Genomic DNA, 18403 nt, shown 5'->3' with positions numbered 1-18403 from the left:
CGCAGGATCCGGTGACAAAGGATACTTAATATGCTCCACTGTGCCTCGCGTACCACCTGTCGGGACCGTCGCTGACGACGGGCCGAGGACGGAGGAGAGTGCACATGAGAAGAGTCGGTGCCATCGCCACCTGGACCAGCGCCGCCGCCCTGCTGCTCGCCGCCTGCGGCAGCGGCGGATCCGCCGGCGCGGACGACACGAGCGGGCCGGTGAAGGTCGGTGTGCTGACCTCGCTGAGCGGCGCGGCCGCCGCGCACTACGCCGACACGGAGAGCGGAGTGAAGGCCCGGTTCGCGGCCTATAAGGCGGCGGGTGGGAAGTGCGCCTCGCGCGGCTTCGACGTGGTCATGGGCGACGACCAGTCCACACCGCAGGGGGCGCTCACGGCGGCCCAGCGGCTGGTGCAGCAGAAACACGTGTACGCCGTGCTGCCGGTGAGCACGTACTTCTACGGCGCAGGGCAGTACGCGGGCGCACAGGCGGGCGGCACCCCGTTCCTCGGCGGCGCCTTCGACGGCGGCGAGCAGTGGTTCGACCCGAAGTACGACAACCTCTTCCCGGCGATGTCCGGCACCGACTACAACCGCGCCGCGACCACGCTCGGCACCTACTGGAAGAAGCTCGGCGGGACCAAGGTCGCGGTCGTCGCCTACAACACCCCGAGCTCCGCCAAGGCCGCCGAGGGTGCCGCGCTGTCGGCCGAACACGCGGGACTGGGGCGCGGCTACGTCAACGAACGCATCCCGTTCGGGAGCAGTGACGTCGGCGCGATCGTCCTGGGGATCAAGAAGTCGGGCGCCGACGTGCTGTACGCCCCGGTGATCCCGGAGACCGGCTTCGCGCTCGCCACCGGCCTGCGCCGGGCCGGGGTCGAGATGAAGTCGATCCTGCTGGCCACCGGTTACGGGGCCGACCTGCTCAAGTCGCCGCCGACGCTGAAGGTCGCGCAGGGGGTGGGTTTCATGACGTCGTACGCGCCGGTGGAGACGGACACGAAGGCGACCCAGGCGTGGTCCGCGGCACTGAAGAAGTACGCCGCTTCCGCCTCCGGCATTCCCTCCTTCTCCCAGGCGGTCGGCTGGATCAGCGCGGACCTGCTGCTGCACGGGCTGGAGAAGGCCGGCTGCACCGCGAGCCAGGAGGAGCTGATGACCGCGCTGCGCGCCGACCGGAGCTGGACGGCGGGGGGCCTGTTCCCGAAGCCCGCCGACTTCGAGAACAAGGGGTCCTATTCGGTCGGCGGCCCGGGCGACTGCACCTTCGTCTCCGTCCTCGAGGGCGAGAGGTTCGTGCCCGATCCGGCAGGGGCGCCGGCCTGCGGTGAGCAGATATCCGGCGTGAAGGTCACCGTCAACTGACGGCCGGGCGGCATGCGCCTCAGCGTGCCGCCCAGCTGACCGTCTTGGTCTGGAGATACTCCTCCAGCCCGAACTCGCCCCACTCCCGGCCCAGTCCGCTCTGCTTGTACCCACCGAACGCGGCCCGCGGATTCACCCCGGCGCTGCCGCCGTTGATCGCGACGCCCCCGGCCCGGATACGGGACGCCATCTCGTACGCGGCCACGGTGTCGGCGCTCCAGACGGCACCGGCGAGACCGTACGGGCTGTCGTTCGCGATCCGGACCGCCTCCTCGTCCGTGCGGAACGGGATGACGACGCCGACCGGTCCGAAGAACTCCGTACGCGCGATGGCCATGTCGTTGTCGACGTCGGCGAAGAGCGTGGGCTCCACGAAGTAGCCCCGGTCGAGCCCGGCCGGGCGCCTGCCCCCGGTGACGAGACGTGCGCCCTCCTTCTCGCCGACCCGGATCAGCCGCTCGACCTTGTCCCGCTGTGCCTCGCTGATCAGCGGGCCCATGGTGGTGGCCGGGTCGGCCGGATCACCGACCCTCACCTTGGCGAGGGCCGCGCTCAGCCGGTCGACGAGTTCGTCGTGGACGGACTCGTGCACGAGTGTGCGGGTGAGCAGGGAGCAGCCCTGTCCGGCGTGCGTCGTGATGCCCGTGAGCGCCGAGCGGACGGCGCCGTCGAGGTCGCCGTCGGCGCGGACGATGTTGGCGGACTTGCCGCCGAGTTCGAGGACGACCTTCTTCAGGGAGGCGGCGGCCTGGGCGTAGACCGTACGTCCGACCGTGTCCGAGCCGGTGAAGCTGACGAGGTCGACCATGGGGTGGGTGGTGAGTTCGCGGCCGGCCTCGATGTCACCGGTCACGATGTTGAGCACGCCCGGCGGTAGTCCGGCGGCGTCGGCGAAGTCGCCGATCAGGAGCGACTCCAGAGGGGTGGTCGGCGCCGGTTTCAGTATGGCGGAACAGCCTGCCGCGAGGGCCGGGATCACCTTCATCATGCTGAGGAAGAACGGGAAGTTGTAGGCGGAGATCAGCGCGCACACCCCGAACGCCTCGCGGCGCAGCACTCCTTGGGAGATGCCGATGCCCGGCGCGATCGTCGGCTCCATCGGGCGCTCCCAGGCGAAGGCCGGCATCACGCGCTCGGCCATGTCCCGCAGATGCGTCACCGGGACCCGGGTCTGCAGGGTCTCGGCCAGCGCCCGGACCGAGCCCGCCTCGGCCATGTTGACCGCCACGAGTTCGGGCAGCCTGCGCTCCATCTCCTCCGCCATGCGCAGCAGCACGGCGGCCCGTTCCGCGGGCCTCATCCGCGGCCACGGACCCTCGTCGAAGGCCCGCCGGGCCGCCTCGACCGCCTGACGTACGTCCGCGGGGGACGAGCCGGGGACCTCCGCCACCGTCTCCTCGGTCGCCGGATTGCGCACGAGCACCGGGGTGTCCGACCGGCCTTCCGTCCGGCGTCCGTCGATGTAGAGCTGCGCTGAGAACGAGTACGCCGTCGTCATGTGCCGTCTCCTGATCGCCTACAGCGTGTGTATTTGAGTGTACTGAATTAGGGCCTCTCGGGAAGGAGGGGTGAGACGTCAGCTTTATGTCAGCGGTCGGTCAGCTTTTGGAGCTGCTCTGATCCACTATTCCGTATGCTGAATCATTGACTAGACCGATCGGTACAGCTAACTTCGGCCTCATCCGCGGGGTGGGTTCTGGCACGAACGACGAGGTTCGAAAGAGGTACCGCCTGTGTTCAAGGAATTTGTCGTGTCCGGCGATTCGCACATCATCGAGCCGGTCGATCTCTTCAAGGCCCGGTTGCCCAAGCACCTTCGCGAGCGGGCGCTGTGGGAAGAGGAGTTCACCCTGGACGAGCCGATCGTTCCGGGCGGCCACACCGAGTTCAAGAAGCTGCACACCATCGGGTTCGACGGCTGGACCATCTCCAAGTACCGCCAGATCGGCGGGGAGACCCCGGACGGCGACCCGGAGCACATCATCCGTGACATGAACCTCGATGGCGTCGACGCCTCGGTCATGTTCCCCAACCTCTCGCTGTTCGTCCTGTTCACCGACGACCACGAGCTGTCCATGGCACACGCCCGCGTGTGGAACGACTACCTCGTCGAGCGCTACCTGCCCTACAAGGACCGGCTGCGCCCGACGGCGGCGATCCCGCTCACGGACGTCCCCGAGGCCGTGGCCGAGATCGAGCGCTGCGCGCGGATGGGCCTCGGGGCGATCCTGCTGCCGGAGATCCCGCCCCTGCCGTACTACGCGCGGGAGTACGACCCGGTCTGGGCGGCGGCCCAGGCGCACGGGCTGCCGGTCTTCATCCACGTCGCCACCGGTGGAGTGAAGGTCAGGGAGGAGGTGTCCGGGACGGCGGTGACCGTCCGGGGCCTGATGACGGCCATGAACATGGGCAAGGGCAACCTGACCGACGACATGGTGGCGGGCCGGACCATGGGCACCGCGGTCGGCTCGGCGGTGGCCGGCCCGCAGGGCATCATCGCCGGCCTCGTCGGTGGCGGTGTCTGTGAACGCTTCCCGGACCTGCACTTCAACCTGATCGAGTACACGGCCGGCTGGCTGGTCTCCTTCATGGGCTACATGGACAAGGCCTGGAAGACCGGCACCGGCCAGGACCCCGACTGGTGGCTCGGCTTCTGGGACGACAACCGCGGGCCGATGGAGCAGCCCTCCATGGGACGGCTGTTCGCCATCAACGACCAGTGGCCCTACCCGCTCAAGCCCACCGAGTACGTCCGCCGCCAGATCCACGTCCAGTTCGCGGACGACCCGACAGCCGTCAAGGCCCGCCACATCACCGGTCTGTCGACGGTCATGTGGGGCAACGACTACCCGCACGCCGAGGGCACCTTCCGCAGCAGCGCGGAGTGCATCGCCGAGAACTTCGAGGGCGTCCCTGACGAGGACCGTGCGGCCATCCTGGGCGGCACGCTCGCCGACGTCGTGCACTTCGACAAGAGCAAGAAACTGGCGCCGCTTCCGCAGGACGCCTGAGCGGGTGTGGAGACCGGCCCCGGAGTTCACCCCGGAGCTCCGGGGCCGGTCTTCTCTCCTCAGTCCTGGTCCGGCACGGAGCCGAGCAACGCGAGACTGGACCGGGCGTAGGCGGCGCGGCGGCGAGGGCTCACCAGGAAGCTCGGGGGCGCGAAGTAGCCGACGTCGCGGGGCAGGGATCCCGCGCGGCGGGCGAGGGCGTCCTTGGCGTCCGCGGTCGTCCCGCACACGGCGATCTCGGTGACCATCTCGTCGGTCACCGCCCGCGCCATCGTGTCGGTGTCGCCCGCCCGGAACGCCGCGCGCAGCCGTGCGACGGGTTCCTCCCAGCCGTGGCGGGCCACATAGGGGTCGTACGTCTTGACCGTGAGGTAGAAGGCGATCATCCGGCGTGCGTCGGCGATCGCCCGTTCGGGAGCGTCGTCGTCGACCGCCGTGATGATCCAGCCGTGCTCGATCGGATGTGGCCTGCTGTCGCTGTCCCCGTCGTCGTCGCGGCCGCGGTCGGCGGAGGGCCGTACGACCTCGTTCCACCACGTGTTGGTGAACAGGCCGTGCCCGATGACCCCGTCGGCGACCCGGCCTGCGGTCTTGGCCATGCGGGTGTTGAACGCGGCGAGGAGGATGGGGATGTCCAGCCGGCCGAGCACCGGGGCGCGGACGTCGGCGTCGAGCGAGTAGAACTCGCCCGAGTAGTGGATGTGTTCGCCGTTCTCCGCGTGCAACCAGGCTCGTACGGCCTCGACGGTCTCGGCGATCCGGTCCACGGGGCGTTCGGGGGGCACGCCCAGCCAGTCCCGGTTGATCCGGAACGCCGCGCTGCCCAGACCGAGGAACAACCGGCCCGGGGCTTGGGAGTGCAGTTGGCGCAGGGCGGTCGCGTGCGCGTAGGGGGTGCGGGCGAAGGCGTAGGCGATGGCGGGGCCGGCCAGGGCGTGTTCGGTGTTCGCCACGATGTCGGCCACGGTGAGGTAGGCGTCGTGGTCGGCGAACTCTCCGGCGCAGAAGGCGCTCACCCCGACCTGCTCGGCCTCGCGCCCGACGTCCCGCCCCGGCCATGGCATGCCGAACCGCATGAGAGCCTCCCGCTGATCACTCTGAAGCCAGGCGTCTTAATAAAGGACACTTATTTGAGGGAGGGTAGGGGAGTGTCAGCGCAGTGTCCACTGCCCCCGGGGTACCGCCGCGCGGTCGATCTCGGCCTTCCCGATGGGGTTGCCGATCTGGGTGTACGACAGTCCGGTGCGCAGTGCCTGGGTGCGCGTGGAGTCCAGCGACTCCCAGATCGCCCGCACGGTGCCCTGGATCGCGGCGGGCGGTTTGGCGGCGATGATGCGCGCGATGTCGTCGGCCCGCTCCCACAGTTGCTCGCGCGGAAGCACCTCGCTGACCAGGCCGATCTGGAGGGCGCGTGCCGCCGACACCCGCTCGTCGAGGCCGAGCAGGGCGATGCGCAGCGCCTCGCCGAGAGGGATGCGCCGGGCGAGTCCGATCGGTTCGAGAGCCGCCGTGAGTCCGTAGCTGACGTGCGGGTCGAAGAACGTGGCCTCCTCCGAACAGATCATGATGTCGGCCTCGTTGAGCCAGTAGAAGGCGCCGCCGGCGGCCATCCCGTGCACCGCGCACACCAGGGGTTTCCAGACCTGGTTGAGCTTGGGCGAGAGGTACTCCCCGGGATCGGTCTGCGACCAGACGTTGGGGTGACGGTCGATCCCCTCCTTCACGTCCATGCCCGTGCAGAAGGCCCGGTCGCCCGCGCCGCGCAGCACCACGACCCGCACGTCGTCATCGGTCTTGATGGTCTGCCAGAGAGCGGCGAACTCCTCCAGCATCTGCTGGTTGAAGCCGTTCATGGCCTCGGGCCGGTTGAGAGTGATCGTGGCGACGTGGTCGGTCACCTCGAACAGGACGGTCTTGAGTTCCATCCGGCAACTCCGCTCGCGACGTTGATCTCGACGTGATCTCGATAAGTAGTATACTCTTCTCTGGTTACTCGGTACCCCTGACTCGGTACCACGAGAGCCGCGGAGGACACTGCGATGAGGCCACGCGTGGGGCAGATGCTCGGCAGTACGGTCGACACGACGGCGGTGATCGTCGTGCGGTGCCCGGACGAGGACCTGGAGATCACGTGTGGCGGGGCGGCCATGGTCGAGGGGAGCGGGTCCGGGATCACCGGCACGCCCGACCCCGACCTGATGGGCGGCGCGCTGCTGGGCAAGCGGTATGCCGACGAGGATCTCGGTGTCGAGTTCCTGTGCACGAAACCCGGGCCGGGAACTCTGGCGGTGAACGGCGTCCCGCTGCCCGTGAAGAGCGCCAAGCCGCTCCCGGCCTCGGACTGAGGGGACGGGCGGCCGGTGAACATTTCGATGCTGCTGGACATGGCCGCCGAAGGGTTCGGTGACCGGGTCGTCATCGGGCGTACGGCCGAGGGCCTGACCGCCGGGCGATTGCGCGAACTGGCCGTCGGTGGAGCCCACTTGGTGAAGGCGGCCGACGCCGACGCGATCGTGTACCTCGCGGTGAACGGCCCGGCCCTCCCGGTCGCCCTGTTCGCCGCGGCCCGCGCTGGCGTACCGCTGATCCCGGTCAACTACCGCCTCGGTGAGGCCCAACTCGACGCTCTGCTGGCGAACCACCCCCGCGCGCTGGGCATCGCCGACGCGGAACACGGCGAGGCGCTGCGCCGCGCCGGACTCCCGGTACTCAGCCCGGCCGACTGGCTGGCGCAGGCCGCCGAGCACCCCGTCGACGGGGAACCGGAGCCCTCCGACGCGCCCGCCGTCCTCATCTACACCAGCGGCACGACCTCCGCACCGAAGGGCGTGGTCCTGCGCCACCAGAACCTGGTGTCGTATGTGCTCGGCACGGTGGAGTTCGCCGGAGCCGGCCCCGACGAGGCGGCCCTGGTAAGCGTGCCGCCGTACCACATCGCCGCCGTCTCCAACGTGCTGACGAACCTGTACGCGGGGCGCAGAGCGCTGACGCTGGAGCAGTTCACTCCGGACGGCTGGCTCGGGCTCGTACGCCAGGAGCGCATCACCAACGCGATGGTGGTCCCGACGATGCTGGCCCGCATCATGGACACCGACGGTCTGGACCGTTCCGTGCCCGCGCTGCGCGCGCTCGCCTACGGCGGGGCCAGGATGCCGGTGCGGGTCCTCGAGACCGCGCTGAGCGAGTGGCCGCACGTGGACTTCGTCAACGCCTACGGGCTCACCGAGACCTCGTCCACGATCACCGTCCTGGGGCCGGAGGAACACCGGATGGCCGTGGCGAGCGGCGATCCGGCGGTTCGGGGCCGGCTCGGCTCGGCCGGACTGCCGGTGCCGGGCATCGAGTTGGAGGTCCGTGATGCCTCCGGCGATGTCGTCGCAGTCGGCGAGACCGGCCAGATCTGGGTGCGCGGGGAGCAGGTGTCGGGGGAGTACGCCGGGCAGGGTTCCTCGGTCGACGCACGGGGTTTCTTCCACACCCGTGACCAGGGGCGCCTCGACGCCGACGGCTATCTCCACATCGAGGGCAGGGCCGACGACACGATCATCCGCGGTGCCGAGAACATCGCGCCCGCCGAGATCGAGGACGTCCTGCTCGGCCACCCGGACGTGCTCGACGCGGTCGTCGTCGGCGTCCCGGACGAGGAGTGGGGGCAGCGGATCGAGGCGGTGGTCGTGCTGCGGGACGGGGTGACGGCCGACGTGGACGCCCTGCGGGCACAGGTGCGCGGCACGCTCCGCGGCTCGAAGACGCCGGACCGCATCACCAGCTGGCGGGAACTGCCCCGCACCCCGACCGGCAAGCTCGTACGCCGCGACATCGTCGAGGCGCTGACCGTCGAACACACCCAGGCCTTCGGCCGACAGGGATGAGGACATGAGCGTCATCACGAACAGTGCCGACCTGACCGCCGAGTTGACGGAGCGCACGGCCGTCGTGCTGCGGGGCTGGGCGCCCGAGGGCACCGTGGAGTCGGTCGAGCCGCTCACCGGCGGCACGTCGAGCCTGACGTACGTGGCCACGCTGGCGGGTGTCCCGGCTGGGTACGAGCGTGTCGTCCTCAAGGTCGCCCCGCCCGGCCTGGAACCGGTCCGCAACCGGGACGTGCTGCGGCAGGCGCGGCTGATGCAGGTGCTGGCGGGTGTGCCGGGCGTACGGGTGCCGAAGGTGCTGTTCGCCGACAAGGGGGCGCCGATCGCCCGCCAGCCCTTTGCCGCGATGGAGTTGGTGGCCGGGGAGTGCCTGGAGCCGGTGCTGGTGCCCCGCGGGACCGTTCCCGCGGGGCAGGTGCGGGCCCGGGCCCTCGACGCGGCCCGGATGCTCGCCCATCTGCATCGGGCGGATCCGAAACGAACTCCCCTGGCGGTGGAGCCCGTTGTGACACTCGGCGCCGAGATCGACCGATGGACCCGGGCGTTCACCACCGTCCCCGACGACCTGAGCACCGGCTACCAGGCGGTCGCGGACCGGCTGCACGCGACGATGCCCGACGCGATGATGCCGGTCTTCACACACGGCGACTACCGGCTCGGCAACACGCTCTGCGAAGGGGACGCCGTCACCTCGATCATCGACTGGGAAATCTGGGCCCTGGGCGACCCCCGTGTCGACCTGACCTGGCTCACTTTCTTCACCGACGAGGCCCGGCACCCGGCCTCGCTCTCCGACGAGCCGACCGGGACGCCGGGCAAGCCCGAACTGATCGATGCGTATCAGGAGATCAGGGGGGAGCCGCTGCGGGATCTGGGGTGGTTCGAGGCGCTGACGAAGTACAAGGAGTCCGCCGCAACCGCTCTCCTGATCAAACGCGCCCGAAAGGCGGGGGAGTGGAAGGACATGCACCGGCGGATGCTGCCCGCACTGCCGGTGCTGCTGGAGGAGGCGACGGAACTGCTTGGAAGGGCCTGAGCCTGCGGCGCCCCCGAAGGGGCGCGGGGAACTGCGCGACCAGCCACGACGGCGCCGCGGACGAATCACTCAGTACAGTCCGCCGTCCACCCTGATCAGCGAGCCGGTCGTATAACTGGACGCGTCACTCGCCAGATACAACGCCGTGCTGATGATCTCCTCCGGCCGCCCCGGCCGCCCGGCCGCACTCCGCGTCGTCTGACGCTTCTCCTCCGACCAGGCCTTCGAGATGTCGGTCAGGAACGGCCCGGCCGAGATCGTGTTGACCCGCACCGTCGGCCCGTACTCCAGGGCGAACACCGTGGTGAGTGCGTTGAGCGCGGCCTTCGCGCCGGCGTACGGCCCGAACCGCGGCTGCGGGAACAGCGCTCCCGAGGAGGACACGTTGATGATCGAGCCGCCGTCCCCCTCGGCCATCCGCTGCCCGATCAGCGAGGCGAGCCGGAAGGGGCCCTTGAAGTTGACCCCGATCACCTTGTCGAAGAGCTCCTCGCTGGTCTGAGCCGACGAGGGTGCCACCGGAGACATCCCCGCGTTGTTGACGAGGACGTCGACCTTGCCGAACTCCTCGTAGGCGGTGTCGGCGAGGCGGCCGAGGTCGTCCCAGCGGCCCACGTGCGCCGCGACCGGCAGGGCACGCCGGCCCAGGTCGCGGACCTCAGCCGCGACCGTCTCGCACGCGTCCAGCTTCCGGCTGGCGATCACCACGTCGGCGCCGGCGGTGGCGAAGGCCCGCACCATCTCCAGGCCCAGGCCCCGGCTGCCGCCGGTGACCAGCGCGACCTTGCCGGAGAGGTCGAACAGGTCGGCGGGGGCGATGGACTTGTCGTCGCGCCCGCTCATCTCGCGCCCGTTCGTCACGCGTCCACCCGTCCCGCCAGGCTGTCGTCCTCGATGATGTGCGCGTATCGCTTGCGGGCCGCCTCCAGCTTCGGCGGGATGTGCTCGCTGGGGAACAACCCTTCCACGGGCCGGTAGTTCTTCAGCAGCTGCTTGGCGATCGTGGTGCGGTGCACCTCGGTGGGCCCGTCCGCGAGGGCGAGGTTCGGCGCGGCCATCCACCACTTGGCGAGCGGGAGTTCGCCAGTGGTGCCGAGCGAACCGTGCAGATGGACCGCCCGCTGGATGATGTCGTGCAGCACCTTGGCCGTCTGGATCTTGCACATGGCGATCTGGGTGCGGGCGGCGCCGTGCGGCTGGGTGTCGATGATCCAGGCGGTGTTGAGGACGAGCAGCCGGAACTGCTGCAACTCCACCCAGGAGTCCGCGATGAACTGCTGCACCGCCTGCTTGTCGGCCAGCAGCGTGCCCTGCGTACGGCGGGACAGCGCGCGCTCGCACATCATGTCGAAGGCGCGGGTGCACTTGCCGACCGTCCGCATGGCGTGGTGCACCCGGCCCCCGCCGAGGCGGGCCTGTGCCACCTTGAAGCCCTCGCCGGGGCCGCCGAGCATCGCGTCCAGTGGGACGCGGACCTGGTGGTAGCGGAGGTAGGCGTGGATGCCCTCGTCGAGGTTCTCGCGCTCGTCCATCGTGCCGACGTTGCGCTTGATCTCGATTCCGGGTGTCTCGGCCGGGACGATGAACATCGACATGCGCTGGTGCGGGGGTGCGTCGGGATCCGTGACGGCCATGACGATCAGGAAGGCCGCGTAACGGGCGTTGGAGGAGAACCACTTCTCCCCGTCGATCACCCACTCGTCCCCGTCCCGCCACGCGTGGCACACGAACTCCTTGGGATCGGCGCCCGCTTGCGGCTCGGTCATCGAGAAGGTGGAGACGATCTCGCCGTCGAGCAGCGGCTGCAGGTAACGCGCCTTCTGCTCCTCCGTGCCGAACATGGCCAGGATCTCGGCGTTCCCGGTGTCGGGGGCGGCGGTGCCGAACACCGTCGGGGCCCAGTAGGAGCGGCCGAGGATCTCGTTGAGGAGGGCGAGGCTCACCTGACCGTAGCCGGGGCCTGCCAGTTCGGGGCCGAGATGGCAGGCCCACAGGCCCTGTTCGCGGACCTGCTGCTGCAGCGGCCGCAGGATCGCGCGGGCCTTCTCGTTGCGGGTGTCGTACGGGTCGCCGCCGTGCGGGAAAAGGAGATCGAGCGGCTCGACCTCCTCGCGTACGAAGGCCGCCGCCCAGTCGAGCTTGGCCTGGAAGTCAGGGTCGATCGTGAAATCCAGCATGCCGAAAACAGTATACTTATTGTTGCCCTCGGTCCATACTCTGAGGCAGACTCGGCGCATTGGGTATGCGCAATAGCGATGTGAGCCGCAGAGGAGTTGGTCTGATGCAGAGGCCGATGGAGGGCGTGCGGGTGCTCGAGGTCGCCCAGTTCACCTTCGTCCCGGCGGCCGGTGCCGTGCTCGCCGACTGGGGTGCCGACGTGATCAAGATCGAGCACGCCGAACGCGGCGACGCCCAGCGTGGGTTGGTCCGGGTGCTCGGGTACGAGGCCGCCAGCAAGGGGTCGTCGTTCTTTCCGATCATGGAGGGGCCCAACCGCGGGAAACGCAGCGTCGGCCTCGCGCTGGAGAAGCCTTCCGCACGTCCCGTGCTGGAGGAACTGATCCGCAACAGCGACGTGTTCCTCACGAACTTCCTGCCCGAGGCGCGCGCGAAGCTGCGGATCGACGTGGAGGACGTCCGGGCGATCAACCCCGACATCATCTACGTCCGGGGCAGCGGCTTCGGTGCCCGTGGGGAGGAGGCGGGCAAGGGCGGTTACGACAGCACGGCGTTCTGGGCGCGCGGCGGAAGCGCCGCCGGTGTCACTCCGCCCGGTGCGGACCGGATGACCCGGATGCCGGCCGGCGCCTACGGCGACTCGATGGGCGGCATGACCATCGCCGGGGGTATCGCCGCCGCCCTCTACTCCCGCGCCCGGACCGGTGATCCGTCCGTCGTGGACGTGTCGTTGGTCGGGGTCGGCGCCTGGGCGACGCAGTTCACGGTCAACCTCGCCCTGATGAACGGCGGCCCGCTCCCGGTCAACACCCCGCCCCGGCACGGCTCGGCCACCAACCCGCTCATCGGCGCCTACCGCACCGCGGACAATCGCTGGATCGAACTCTCGATGCTGCAACCCGGCCGCTACTGGGCGGAGTTCTGCAAGCTGGCCGGCCGTGACGAACTCGGCGCCGACGAACGCTTCGACAGCACCGAGAAGTTGATGGCGAACGCCGCCGAGGCCGCGGACATCGTCGCCGGCCTCATCGTCTCCCGCCCCTACGCGGAGTGGGTCGAGATCCTCTCCCGGGGCGACGGCCAGTGGGCGGCCGTCCAGAACGCCTGGGAGGTCGGCCAGGACCCCGCCCTGCGCGCCAACGGTCTCATCGCTCCCGTCGTGGACGCCGACGGCGTCGACCGCGAACTGGTCGCCAGCCCCGTCCAGTTCGACGAGACCCCGGCCGGCCTCACCCGGGCGCCCCAGTTCGCGGAACACACCGACGAGGTCCTGCGCTCGCTCGGCCTGAGCGAGGACCAGCTCATCGCGCTCAAGATCGACGGCGCGGCGACCTGACGGACGTACCAGAGAGGAGCCGTGATGAGTACGACGCTCGAACCCGAGGGAACCCACGACGGCCTGCCCGCCTACCACTTCGACAACCGGCTCGGCGGCCCCGTCCTCAGCCACCAGGAGCGGTGGGACGAGATGGCCGGCACCCACTCCGGGTTCCGCAGCACCATCGCCCGCGGCTACTGGGTCGTCACGGACGGCCCGGAGGTCCAGAAGGCGCTCCAGGACTGGCGGACCTTCTCCAACAAGTCGGTGACCGCGCTCGAACCGGACCCGAAGTTCCTGTGGATCCCCGAGATGCTGGACCCGCCCGTGCACAACGTGTGGCGGCGGCTGCTCGGCCGCTACTTCTCCCCGAGCGCCGTCGCCGCCCGGGAACCGGAGGTCCGCCAGGTCGCGGGGGAGATGATCGACGAGCTCAAGGAGCGCGAAGGCGCTGATGTGCTCGACGACTTCGCACGCCGCTTCCCGACGCTGATCTTCATGCGTCTGATGGGCCTGCCGGAGGAGGACCTGGCCACCTTCCTCGCCTGGACGCACGAACTCCTGCACCTCTCGCACGGCGAGGACCCGGACGGCGCCCGGCAGATGACCGCCATGCGCGAGGTGTCCGCCTACTTCGAGGAACAGATCGCCCTGCGCCGCAGGACACCCCGCGACGACCTGCTCTCCCACGCCATGACGTGGACGATCGACGGTGAACCGATCGACGACCGGGACATGCACGCCTTCTGCGTCCTCATGTTCCAGGCCGGCTTCGACACGGTCCCGATCTCCATCGGCTGGGCGCTGTACCACTTCGCCACGCACCCCGGGCAACGGGCGGAGATCCTCGCCGACCCGTCCCTGATCCCCACCGGGGTCGAGGAGACCCTCCGCGTCTACTCGTTCGTCGTCCCGGCCCGGAAGGCGACAAAAGACGTCGAGATCGGCGGCTGCCCGGTCAGGGCGGGCGAGATGGTGATGCTGCCGCTCGCGGTCACCAACCGCGACCCCGGGCGGTACGACGACCCGCTCCAAGTGGACCTGCACCGCAAGACCACCAACCACATCGCCTTCGGCTCGGGTCCGCACCGCTGCCTCGGGTCGCACCTGGCGCGCCTCGAACTCAACGTGGCGGTCGAGGAGTGGCACCGGCGCATTCCCGACTACCGGGTCGCGCCCGGCCAGGAGTTGTGGCAGCACGGGAACATGTACGGCATCAAGTCGCTGCGTCTGGAGTGGTGACCGGGCATGACCACTCCTCTCAGCGCGACGGATCTCTACCACACCGGGATCGTCGTCCCGGACATCGATGCCTGGAAGACCCGCATGAGCGAGGTCGCGGGGTACCGCTGGACCGAGACCATGACCGGCGACGTACAAGTGCGCCTGGCCGACGGCGAACACGCGCTCCGACTGCGGTACGCCTACTCGCTCGACGCACCGCACATCGAACTGGTCCAGGAGGTCCCCGGAACCCCCTGGACGGCGGCCGAACGCATCGCGACCCACCACCTCGGCTACTTCTGCGACGACGTTCCGACGACGTCCAAGCGGCTGGAGGAGGCCGGCTTCCCCCTGGAAGCGTGCGCGATCGTCGACGGCGGTCCGGCGGTCTTCGCCTACCACCTGGACCCCTCCGGCGTACGGATCGAGATCGTGGACCGCGCCCGGATCCCGGACTTCGACGCCTACCTGCGCTCCAAGGCGTCGACGTGACACTGACGTTCACCGAGGAGCACGAGGAACTCCGGGCGACCGTGCGCCGTCTCCTGGCGGACAAGGCGCCGGGCGAGGCGGTGCGCCGCTCGATGGAGTCCGAGGAAGGACACGATCCGCGGCTCTGGCGGCAGATGGCGGACCAACTCGGCCTGCACGGGCTGGCGTTGCCGCAGGAGTACGGCGGCTTCGGCGGCGGTCCCGTGGAGTTGGGAATCGTCCTGGAGGAACTGGGCCGGGTCCTGCTGCCCTCGCCGTACTTCGCCACCGTGGCCCTCGCCGGACAGGCCCTCGCGGTGTCCGGCGACGACGAGGCGAAGGCGCGCTGGTTGCCGGCGATCGCCGACGGTTCGCTGACGGGCACGCTGGCGCTGGCCGAGGAGAGCGGGTCGTGGCGCGTCGAAGACGTGGCGGCCCGGGCGGACGGCGGCAACGGCAACAGCGACAGCGACTGGCGGGTGTCGGGCACGAAGATGTTCGTCATCGACGGACACTCCGCCGACCTGTTCCTCGTCGTGGCCCGCGCGGACACCGGCCCCGCACTGTTCGCCGTCGACAGCAGAGCGACCGGAGTGACCCGCACCCGTCTGGAGACGCTCGACCCGACACGACGGCTGGCCCGGATCGACCTCGACGGCGCTCCGGCGCTGCGGGTCGGACCGGAGGGAGACGCCACCGGGTATCTGCGCACGGTGACCGACCTCGCGGCGGTGGCGCTGGCCGCCGAGCAGATCGGCGGGGCGCAGGCGTGTCTGGACGCGGCGGTGGAGTACGCGAAGGTGCGGGTGCAGTTCGGCCGTCCCATCGGGTCGTTCCAGGCGGTCAAGCACAAGTGCGCCGACATGCTGCTGAAGGTCGAGGGTGCCCGGTCGGCGGCGTACCACGCGATGTCGACGGCGGCCACGCGCACCGGCGAGCTCGCCGTGGCCGCCGCGATCGCCGCCGCGTACTGCGCCGACGCCTTCACCCACGCCGCCAAGGAGAACATCCAGATCCACGGCGGCATCGGCTGCACGTGGGAGCACGACGCCCACCTCTACCTCAAACGCGCGAAGTCGTCCGAGCAGCTCTTCGGCAGCCCGGCGGCACACCGGGGGCGGCTCGCCGACCTGGTCGGAATCTCCGCAACCACGGCGACGGAAGGCTGAGTACGTGGGAATTCGCGACCGCCTGTCGAGGCTGCTGGCCGAAGCGGCCGCCGACACCGAGGCGATCGAGCACGACGGCGAGTGGTGGACCTGGGGGCAGGTCCAGCGGACCGCCCGGCAGGTCGTCGAGCGGCTGGACGCGGCGGGCCTGCGGGCCGACGCCCGCGTCGGTGTCGTCCTGGAGAACCGGCCCGAGCACGTCGCCGTGGTCGCCGCGGTGCTCGCCTCCGGACGCTGTCTGGTGATGCTGAGCCCATTGCAGCCCGCCGCGCGGCTCGCGGCCGACATCGCGAGCTGTGAACTGCCTGTCGTCGTCTCCGGCGCCGAACCCCTCGCCCGTGAGGGCGTGTTGGCGGCGGTGACCGCGCACGGAGCGGCCCTGGAGCTCGGTCCGGACGGCACCCTGCGCCCCGCGGGCGGCACGGCACCGGCCGAGGCCCCGGTCAACCCGGGGGTCGTCGTGGAGATGCTCACCTCGGGCACCACCGGTCCCCCCAAACGCGTCCATCTGCGGGTCGGCCAGCTCGACCAGGCACTCGTCTCCGGCGGCCAGACCCCGAAGCCCGACCGCCTGCTGTCGCGCTCGGCGGCACTCGTCGCCGCACCCCTGGTGCACATCGGCGGGCTATGGCGGGCGCTCGCCTGTCTCGCGACCGGACGCCGCATGCTCCTGATGCCGAAGTTCGCCGTCGAACCCTGGGTGAGCACCGTGGAACGGCACCGGCTGCGGGCCGCGAGTCTGGTGCCGGCGGCCATCCGCGCCGTGCTCGACGCGGGCGTGCCGAAGGAGCGGCTGGCGAGCCTCCAGGTCATCACCTCGGGTACCGCGCCCTGCCCGCCCGAACTCGCCGACGGGTTCTTCCGGACGTACGGCATTCCCGTCCTGATGACCTACGGGGCCACCGAGTTCGCCGGAGCGGTGGTGGGCTGGACGCTGCCGCTGCACGAGCGCTGGTGGCAGCGGAAGGCGGGCAGCGCCGGGCGCGCCTTCGACGGGGTCGAACTGCGGGTCACCGGCGACGACGGTGCCGAACTGCCCGTCGGCAGGACGGGCCGCCTGGAGGTCCGCACCGAGCAGAGCACCCGGGGCGGCCGGGCCTGGACACGCACCAGCGATCTCGCCCGCATCGACGCCGACCGGTTCGTCTGGATCGAGGGACGGGCCGACGACGCCATCATCCGCGGCGGCTTCAAGGTGCAGCCGGAGACGGTCAGACGTGTTCTGGAGTCCCACCCGGCCGTGCGGGAGGCGGCAGTGGCGGGGCTGCCGGACGCGCGGCTGGGCGAGATCCCGGTCGCGGCGGTCGAGCCCGAACCGGGTCGGCCCGCCCCGGACACCGCCGAACTCGTCGCCCTGTGCCGCGGCCGGCTCACCCCGTATGAGGTCCCGGCACACATCCTCGTCCTCGACGCACTGCCCCGGACCCCGTCGAGCAAGGTGAGCCGGGTGGACCTGCTGGACCTGGTCCGCGCCCGGATCGCCCAGCAGGACCGCGTGAAGGAGAGCCGAGCATGACGGAGACGCAGGACAAGACCGCCGACACCTTCGGCATGCTGACCGACGAGGCCGTCGAGCGCTCCCGCCGCCGCCTCGGCGTCCCCCAGCCCCAGCGCAACCCCCCGCACAACTACGAGGTGACCTGGGACGGCGTACGCCACTTCGCGTACGGCTACGGCGACGACAACCCCCTCTACTGCGACCCGGACCACGCGTCCGGCACCCGCTGGGGCTCACTCGTCGCACCGCCCACCTTCCTGTACACGATGGGCGAGGACGCCGCCCCGGCACCGGACCCGGAGACCAAGGCACTGCTCAAGGGCGACCCCTTCGCCGGGCTCGGCTCCTACCAGGCGGTGATGGAGTTCGAGTGGTGGCGCCCCCTGCGACTCGGCGACCGCTGCCGGGTGTTGCAGACCCAGGTGGGCGTCCACCTCAAGCCCAGCCGCTTCGGCGGGCGCACCGCCCACGTCGTCCGCGACTACCTCTACGCCAACGGGCGCGGCGAGATGCACGCCCTCAGGCGCGGCACGTGGATCAACGCCGAACGGCACACGTCGAAGAAGCGGGCCAAGGAACAACTGGCCCAGCAGCCCTACGGATCCGAGCAACTAGCCGAGATCGACGCGGCGTACGCGGCCGAGACTCGGCGCGGCGCCGAGCCCCGCTACTGGGAGGACGTCGAGATCGGCGAGGAGCTCCAACCCCGGGTCAAGGGCCCGCTGACCACCACCGACGTGGTCGTCTGGCACCTGGGCTGGGGCATGCAGCTCACCCCGCCCGGGGCGTTCGGGATCGCCGCGCGGGTGCGGCGCAAGGCACCCGGCCTGTATCCGCCGAACCCGCTGAACGTCCCCGACACCGTGCAGCGCCTGCACTGGGAGCCTGAACGGGCACGGGAGTTGGGCCTCCCGGGCCCCTACGACTACGGCGGCATGCGCGAGACCTGGCTCTGCCATCTGCTCACCGACTGGATCGGTGACGACGGCTGGCTGTGGAAACTCCGCTGCGAGCACCGCAAGTTCAACTACCTCGGCGACACCACCTGGGTGCGCGGCACCGTCGTGGACAAACGGCAGGTGGACGGGCGGGCCGAGGTGCACATCGACGTGCGCTGCGAGAACCAGCGGGGGGAGGTCACCACCCCTGGTACGGCCGTCGTCCTCCTGCCGACCCGCGACCGCGCCGTCGCACTCCCGGCCCCGCCCGCCGACGACCTGGACGGCATGGTCGCCCATGAACTGGCCCGGTTCGCCGTCAACTGACAA

General features: G+C 70.3%; 16 protein-coding genes. 11 read left to right on the top strand and 5 right to left on the bottom strand.

Going from position 1 to position 18403, the window contains the following annotated elements:
- Positions 1 to 104 precede the first annotated feature (104 nt).
- On the top strand, positions 105 to 1358 hold the full coding sequence (locus ACWD3I_RS31970) for an ABC transporter substrate-binding protein (RefSeq protein ID WP_365407405.1): 1254 nt from the start codon (positions 105 to 107) through the stop codon (positions 1356 to 1358).
- A gap of 19 nt (positions 1359 to 1377) precedes the next feature.
- On the opposite strand, the gene ACWD3I_RS31965 is transcribed toward ACWD3I_RS31970, so the two are convergent.
- Positions 1378 to 2856, bottom strand: coding sequence for an aldehyde dehydrogenase family protein (locus tag ACWD3I_RS31965; RefSeq protein ID WP_365407402.1), 1479 nt, complete (start codon positions 2854 to 2856; stop codon positions 1378 to 1380).
- A gap of 253 nt (positions 2857 to 3109) precedes the next feature.
- On the opposite strand from ACWD3I_RS31965, the gene ACWD3I_RS31960 reads away from it, so the two are divergent.
- Positions 3110 to 4369: an amidohydrolase family protein gene (locus ACWD3I_RS31960; protein ID WP_365407399.1), complete on the top strand. Its 1260-nt coding sequence runs from the start codon at positions 3110 to 3112 to the stop codon at positions 4367 to 4369.
- A gap of 59 nt (positions 4370 to 4428) precedes the next feature.
- Here ACWD3I_RS31960 and ACWD3I_RS31955 read toward each other — a convergent pair whose 3' ends face one another.
- Both ACWD3I_RS31955 and ACWD3I_RS31950 read right to left on the bottom strand, forming a co-directional pair.
- Positions 4429 to 5445 (bottom strand): LLM class flavin-dependent oxidoreductase, encoded by a 1017-nt coding sequence (locus ACWD3I_RS31955; protein ID WP_365407396.1) that lies wholly within the window; start codon positions 5443 to 5445, stop codon positions 4429 to 4431.
- 75 nt (positions 5446 to 5520) lie between these two features.
- On the bottom strand, positions 5521 to 6294 hold the full coding sequence (locus tag ACWD3I_RS31950) for an enoyl-CoA hydratase/isomerase family protein (RefSeq protein ID WP_365407393.1): 774 nt from the start codon (positions 6292 to 6294) through the stop codon (positions 5521 to 5523).
- A 114-nt stretch (positions 6295 to 6408) separates the two neighbouring features.
- Here ACWD3I_RS31950 and ACWD3I_RS31945 point away from each other — a divergent pair, with 114 nt between their 5' ends.
- The 3 genes from ACWD3I_RS31945 to ACWD3I_RS31935 are packed head-to-tail and all read left to right on the top strand — an operon-like array spanning position 6409 to position 9277.
- The gene (locus ACWD3I_RS31945; RefSeq protein ID WP_365407391.1) at positions 6409 to 6714 is read left to right on the top strand and encodes a hypothetical protein; all 306 of its coding nucleotides are present in this window, start codon (positions 6409 to 6411) and stop codon (positions 6712 to 6714) included.
- A gap of 15 nt (positions 6715 to 6729) precedes the next feature.
- Positions 6730 to 8241 carry a class I adenylate-forming enzyme family protein gene (locus tag ACWD3I_RS31940; RefSeq protein WP_365407388.1) on the top strand — a complete coding sequence of 504 codons (1512 nt, stop codon included), beginning with the start codon at positions 6730 to 6732 and terminating at the stop codon, positions 8239 to 8241.
- A 4-nt stretch (positions 8242 to 8245) separates the two neighbouring features.
- A complete protein-coding gene (locus ACWD3I_RS31935; RefSeq protein WP_365407385.1) occupies positions 8246 to 9277 on the top strand; it encodes a phosphotransferase family protein in 1032 nt (343 codons plus the stop codon).
- Positions 9278 to 9346: 69 nt separating this feature from the next.
- Here ACWD3I_RS31935 and ACWD3I_RS31930 read toward each other — a convergent pair whose 3' ends face one another.
- Together ACWD3I_RS31930 and ACWD3I_RS31925 are read right to left on the bottom strand one after the other, a co-directional pair.
- A complete protein-coding gene (locus ACWD3I_RS31930; protein WP_365407485.1) occupies positions 9347 to 10120 on the bottom strand; it encodes an SDR family NAD(P)-dependent oxidoreductase in 774 nt (257 codons plus the stop codon).
- A gap of 14 nt (positions 10121 to 10134) precedes the next feature.
- Positions 10135 to 11454: an acyl-CoA dehydrogenase family protein gene (locus ACWD3I_RS31925; protein WP_365407382.1), complete on the bottom strand. Its 1320-nt coding sequence runs from the start codon at positions 11452 to 11454 to the stop codon at positions 10135 to 10137.
- Between the two features lie 104 nt (positions 11455 to 11558).
- On the opposite strand from ACWD3I_RS31925, the gene ACWD3I_RS31920 reads away from it, so the two are divergent.
- Genes ACWD3I_RS31920 through ACWD3I_RS31895 form a run of 6 tightly spaced genes read left to right on the top strand, consistent with a single transcriptional unit; the run spans position 11559 to position 18400 of the window.
- On the top strand, positions 11559 to 12791 hold the full coding sequence (locus ACWD3I_RS31920) for a CaiB/BaiF CoA transferase family protein (RefSeq protein WP_451084233.1): 1233 nt from the start codon (positions 11559 to 11561) through the stop codon (positions 12789 to 12791).
- 24 nt (positions 12792 to 12815) lie between these two features.
- A complete protein-coding gene (locus ACWD3I_RS31915; RefSeq protein ID WP_365410285.1) occupies positions 12816 to 14015 on the top strand; it encodes a cytochrome P450 in 1200 nt (399 codons plus the stop codon).
- 6 nt (positions 14016 to 14021) lie between these two features.
- Positions 14022 to 14489: a VOC family protein gene (locus ACWD3I_RS31910; protein ID WP_365410288.1), complete on the top strand. Its 468-nt coding sequence runs from the start codon at positions 14022 to 14024 to the stop codon at positions 14487 to 14489.
- Positions 14486 to 15637, top strand: coding sequence for an acyl-CoA dehydrogenase family protein (locus ACWD3I_RS31905; protein ID WP_365410290.1), 1152 nt, complete (start codon positions 14486 to 14488; stop codon positions 15635 to 15637). The genes ACWD3I_RS31910 and ACWD3I_RS31905 overlap by 4 nt, the downstream gene beginning before the upstream one ends.
- Positions 15638 to 15641: 4 nt before the next feature.
- A complete protein-coding gene (locus tag ACWD3I_RS31900) occupies positions 15642 to 17153 on the top strand; it encodes a class I adenylate-forming enzyme family protein (protein ID WP_365410292.1) in 1512 nt (503 codons plus the stop codon).
- Positions 17150 to 18400 carry a MaoC family dehydratase gene (locus tag ACWD3I_RS31895; protein ID WP_365410295.1) on the top strand — a complete coding sequence of 417 codons (1251 nt, stop codon included), beginning with the start codon at positions 17150 to 17152 and terminating at the stop codon, positions 18398 to 18400. Before ACWD3I_RS31900 ends, ACWD3I_RS31895 begins: the two co-directional genes overlap by 4 nt.
- Positions 18401 to 18403: the final 3 nt, after the last annotated feature.

The sequence above is a fragment of the Streptomyces sp. NPDC002817 genome (assembly GCF_053592055.1).
This window is presented reverse-complemented; position numbering and strand designations above follow the sequence as displayed.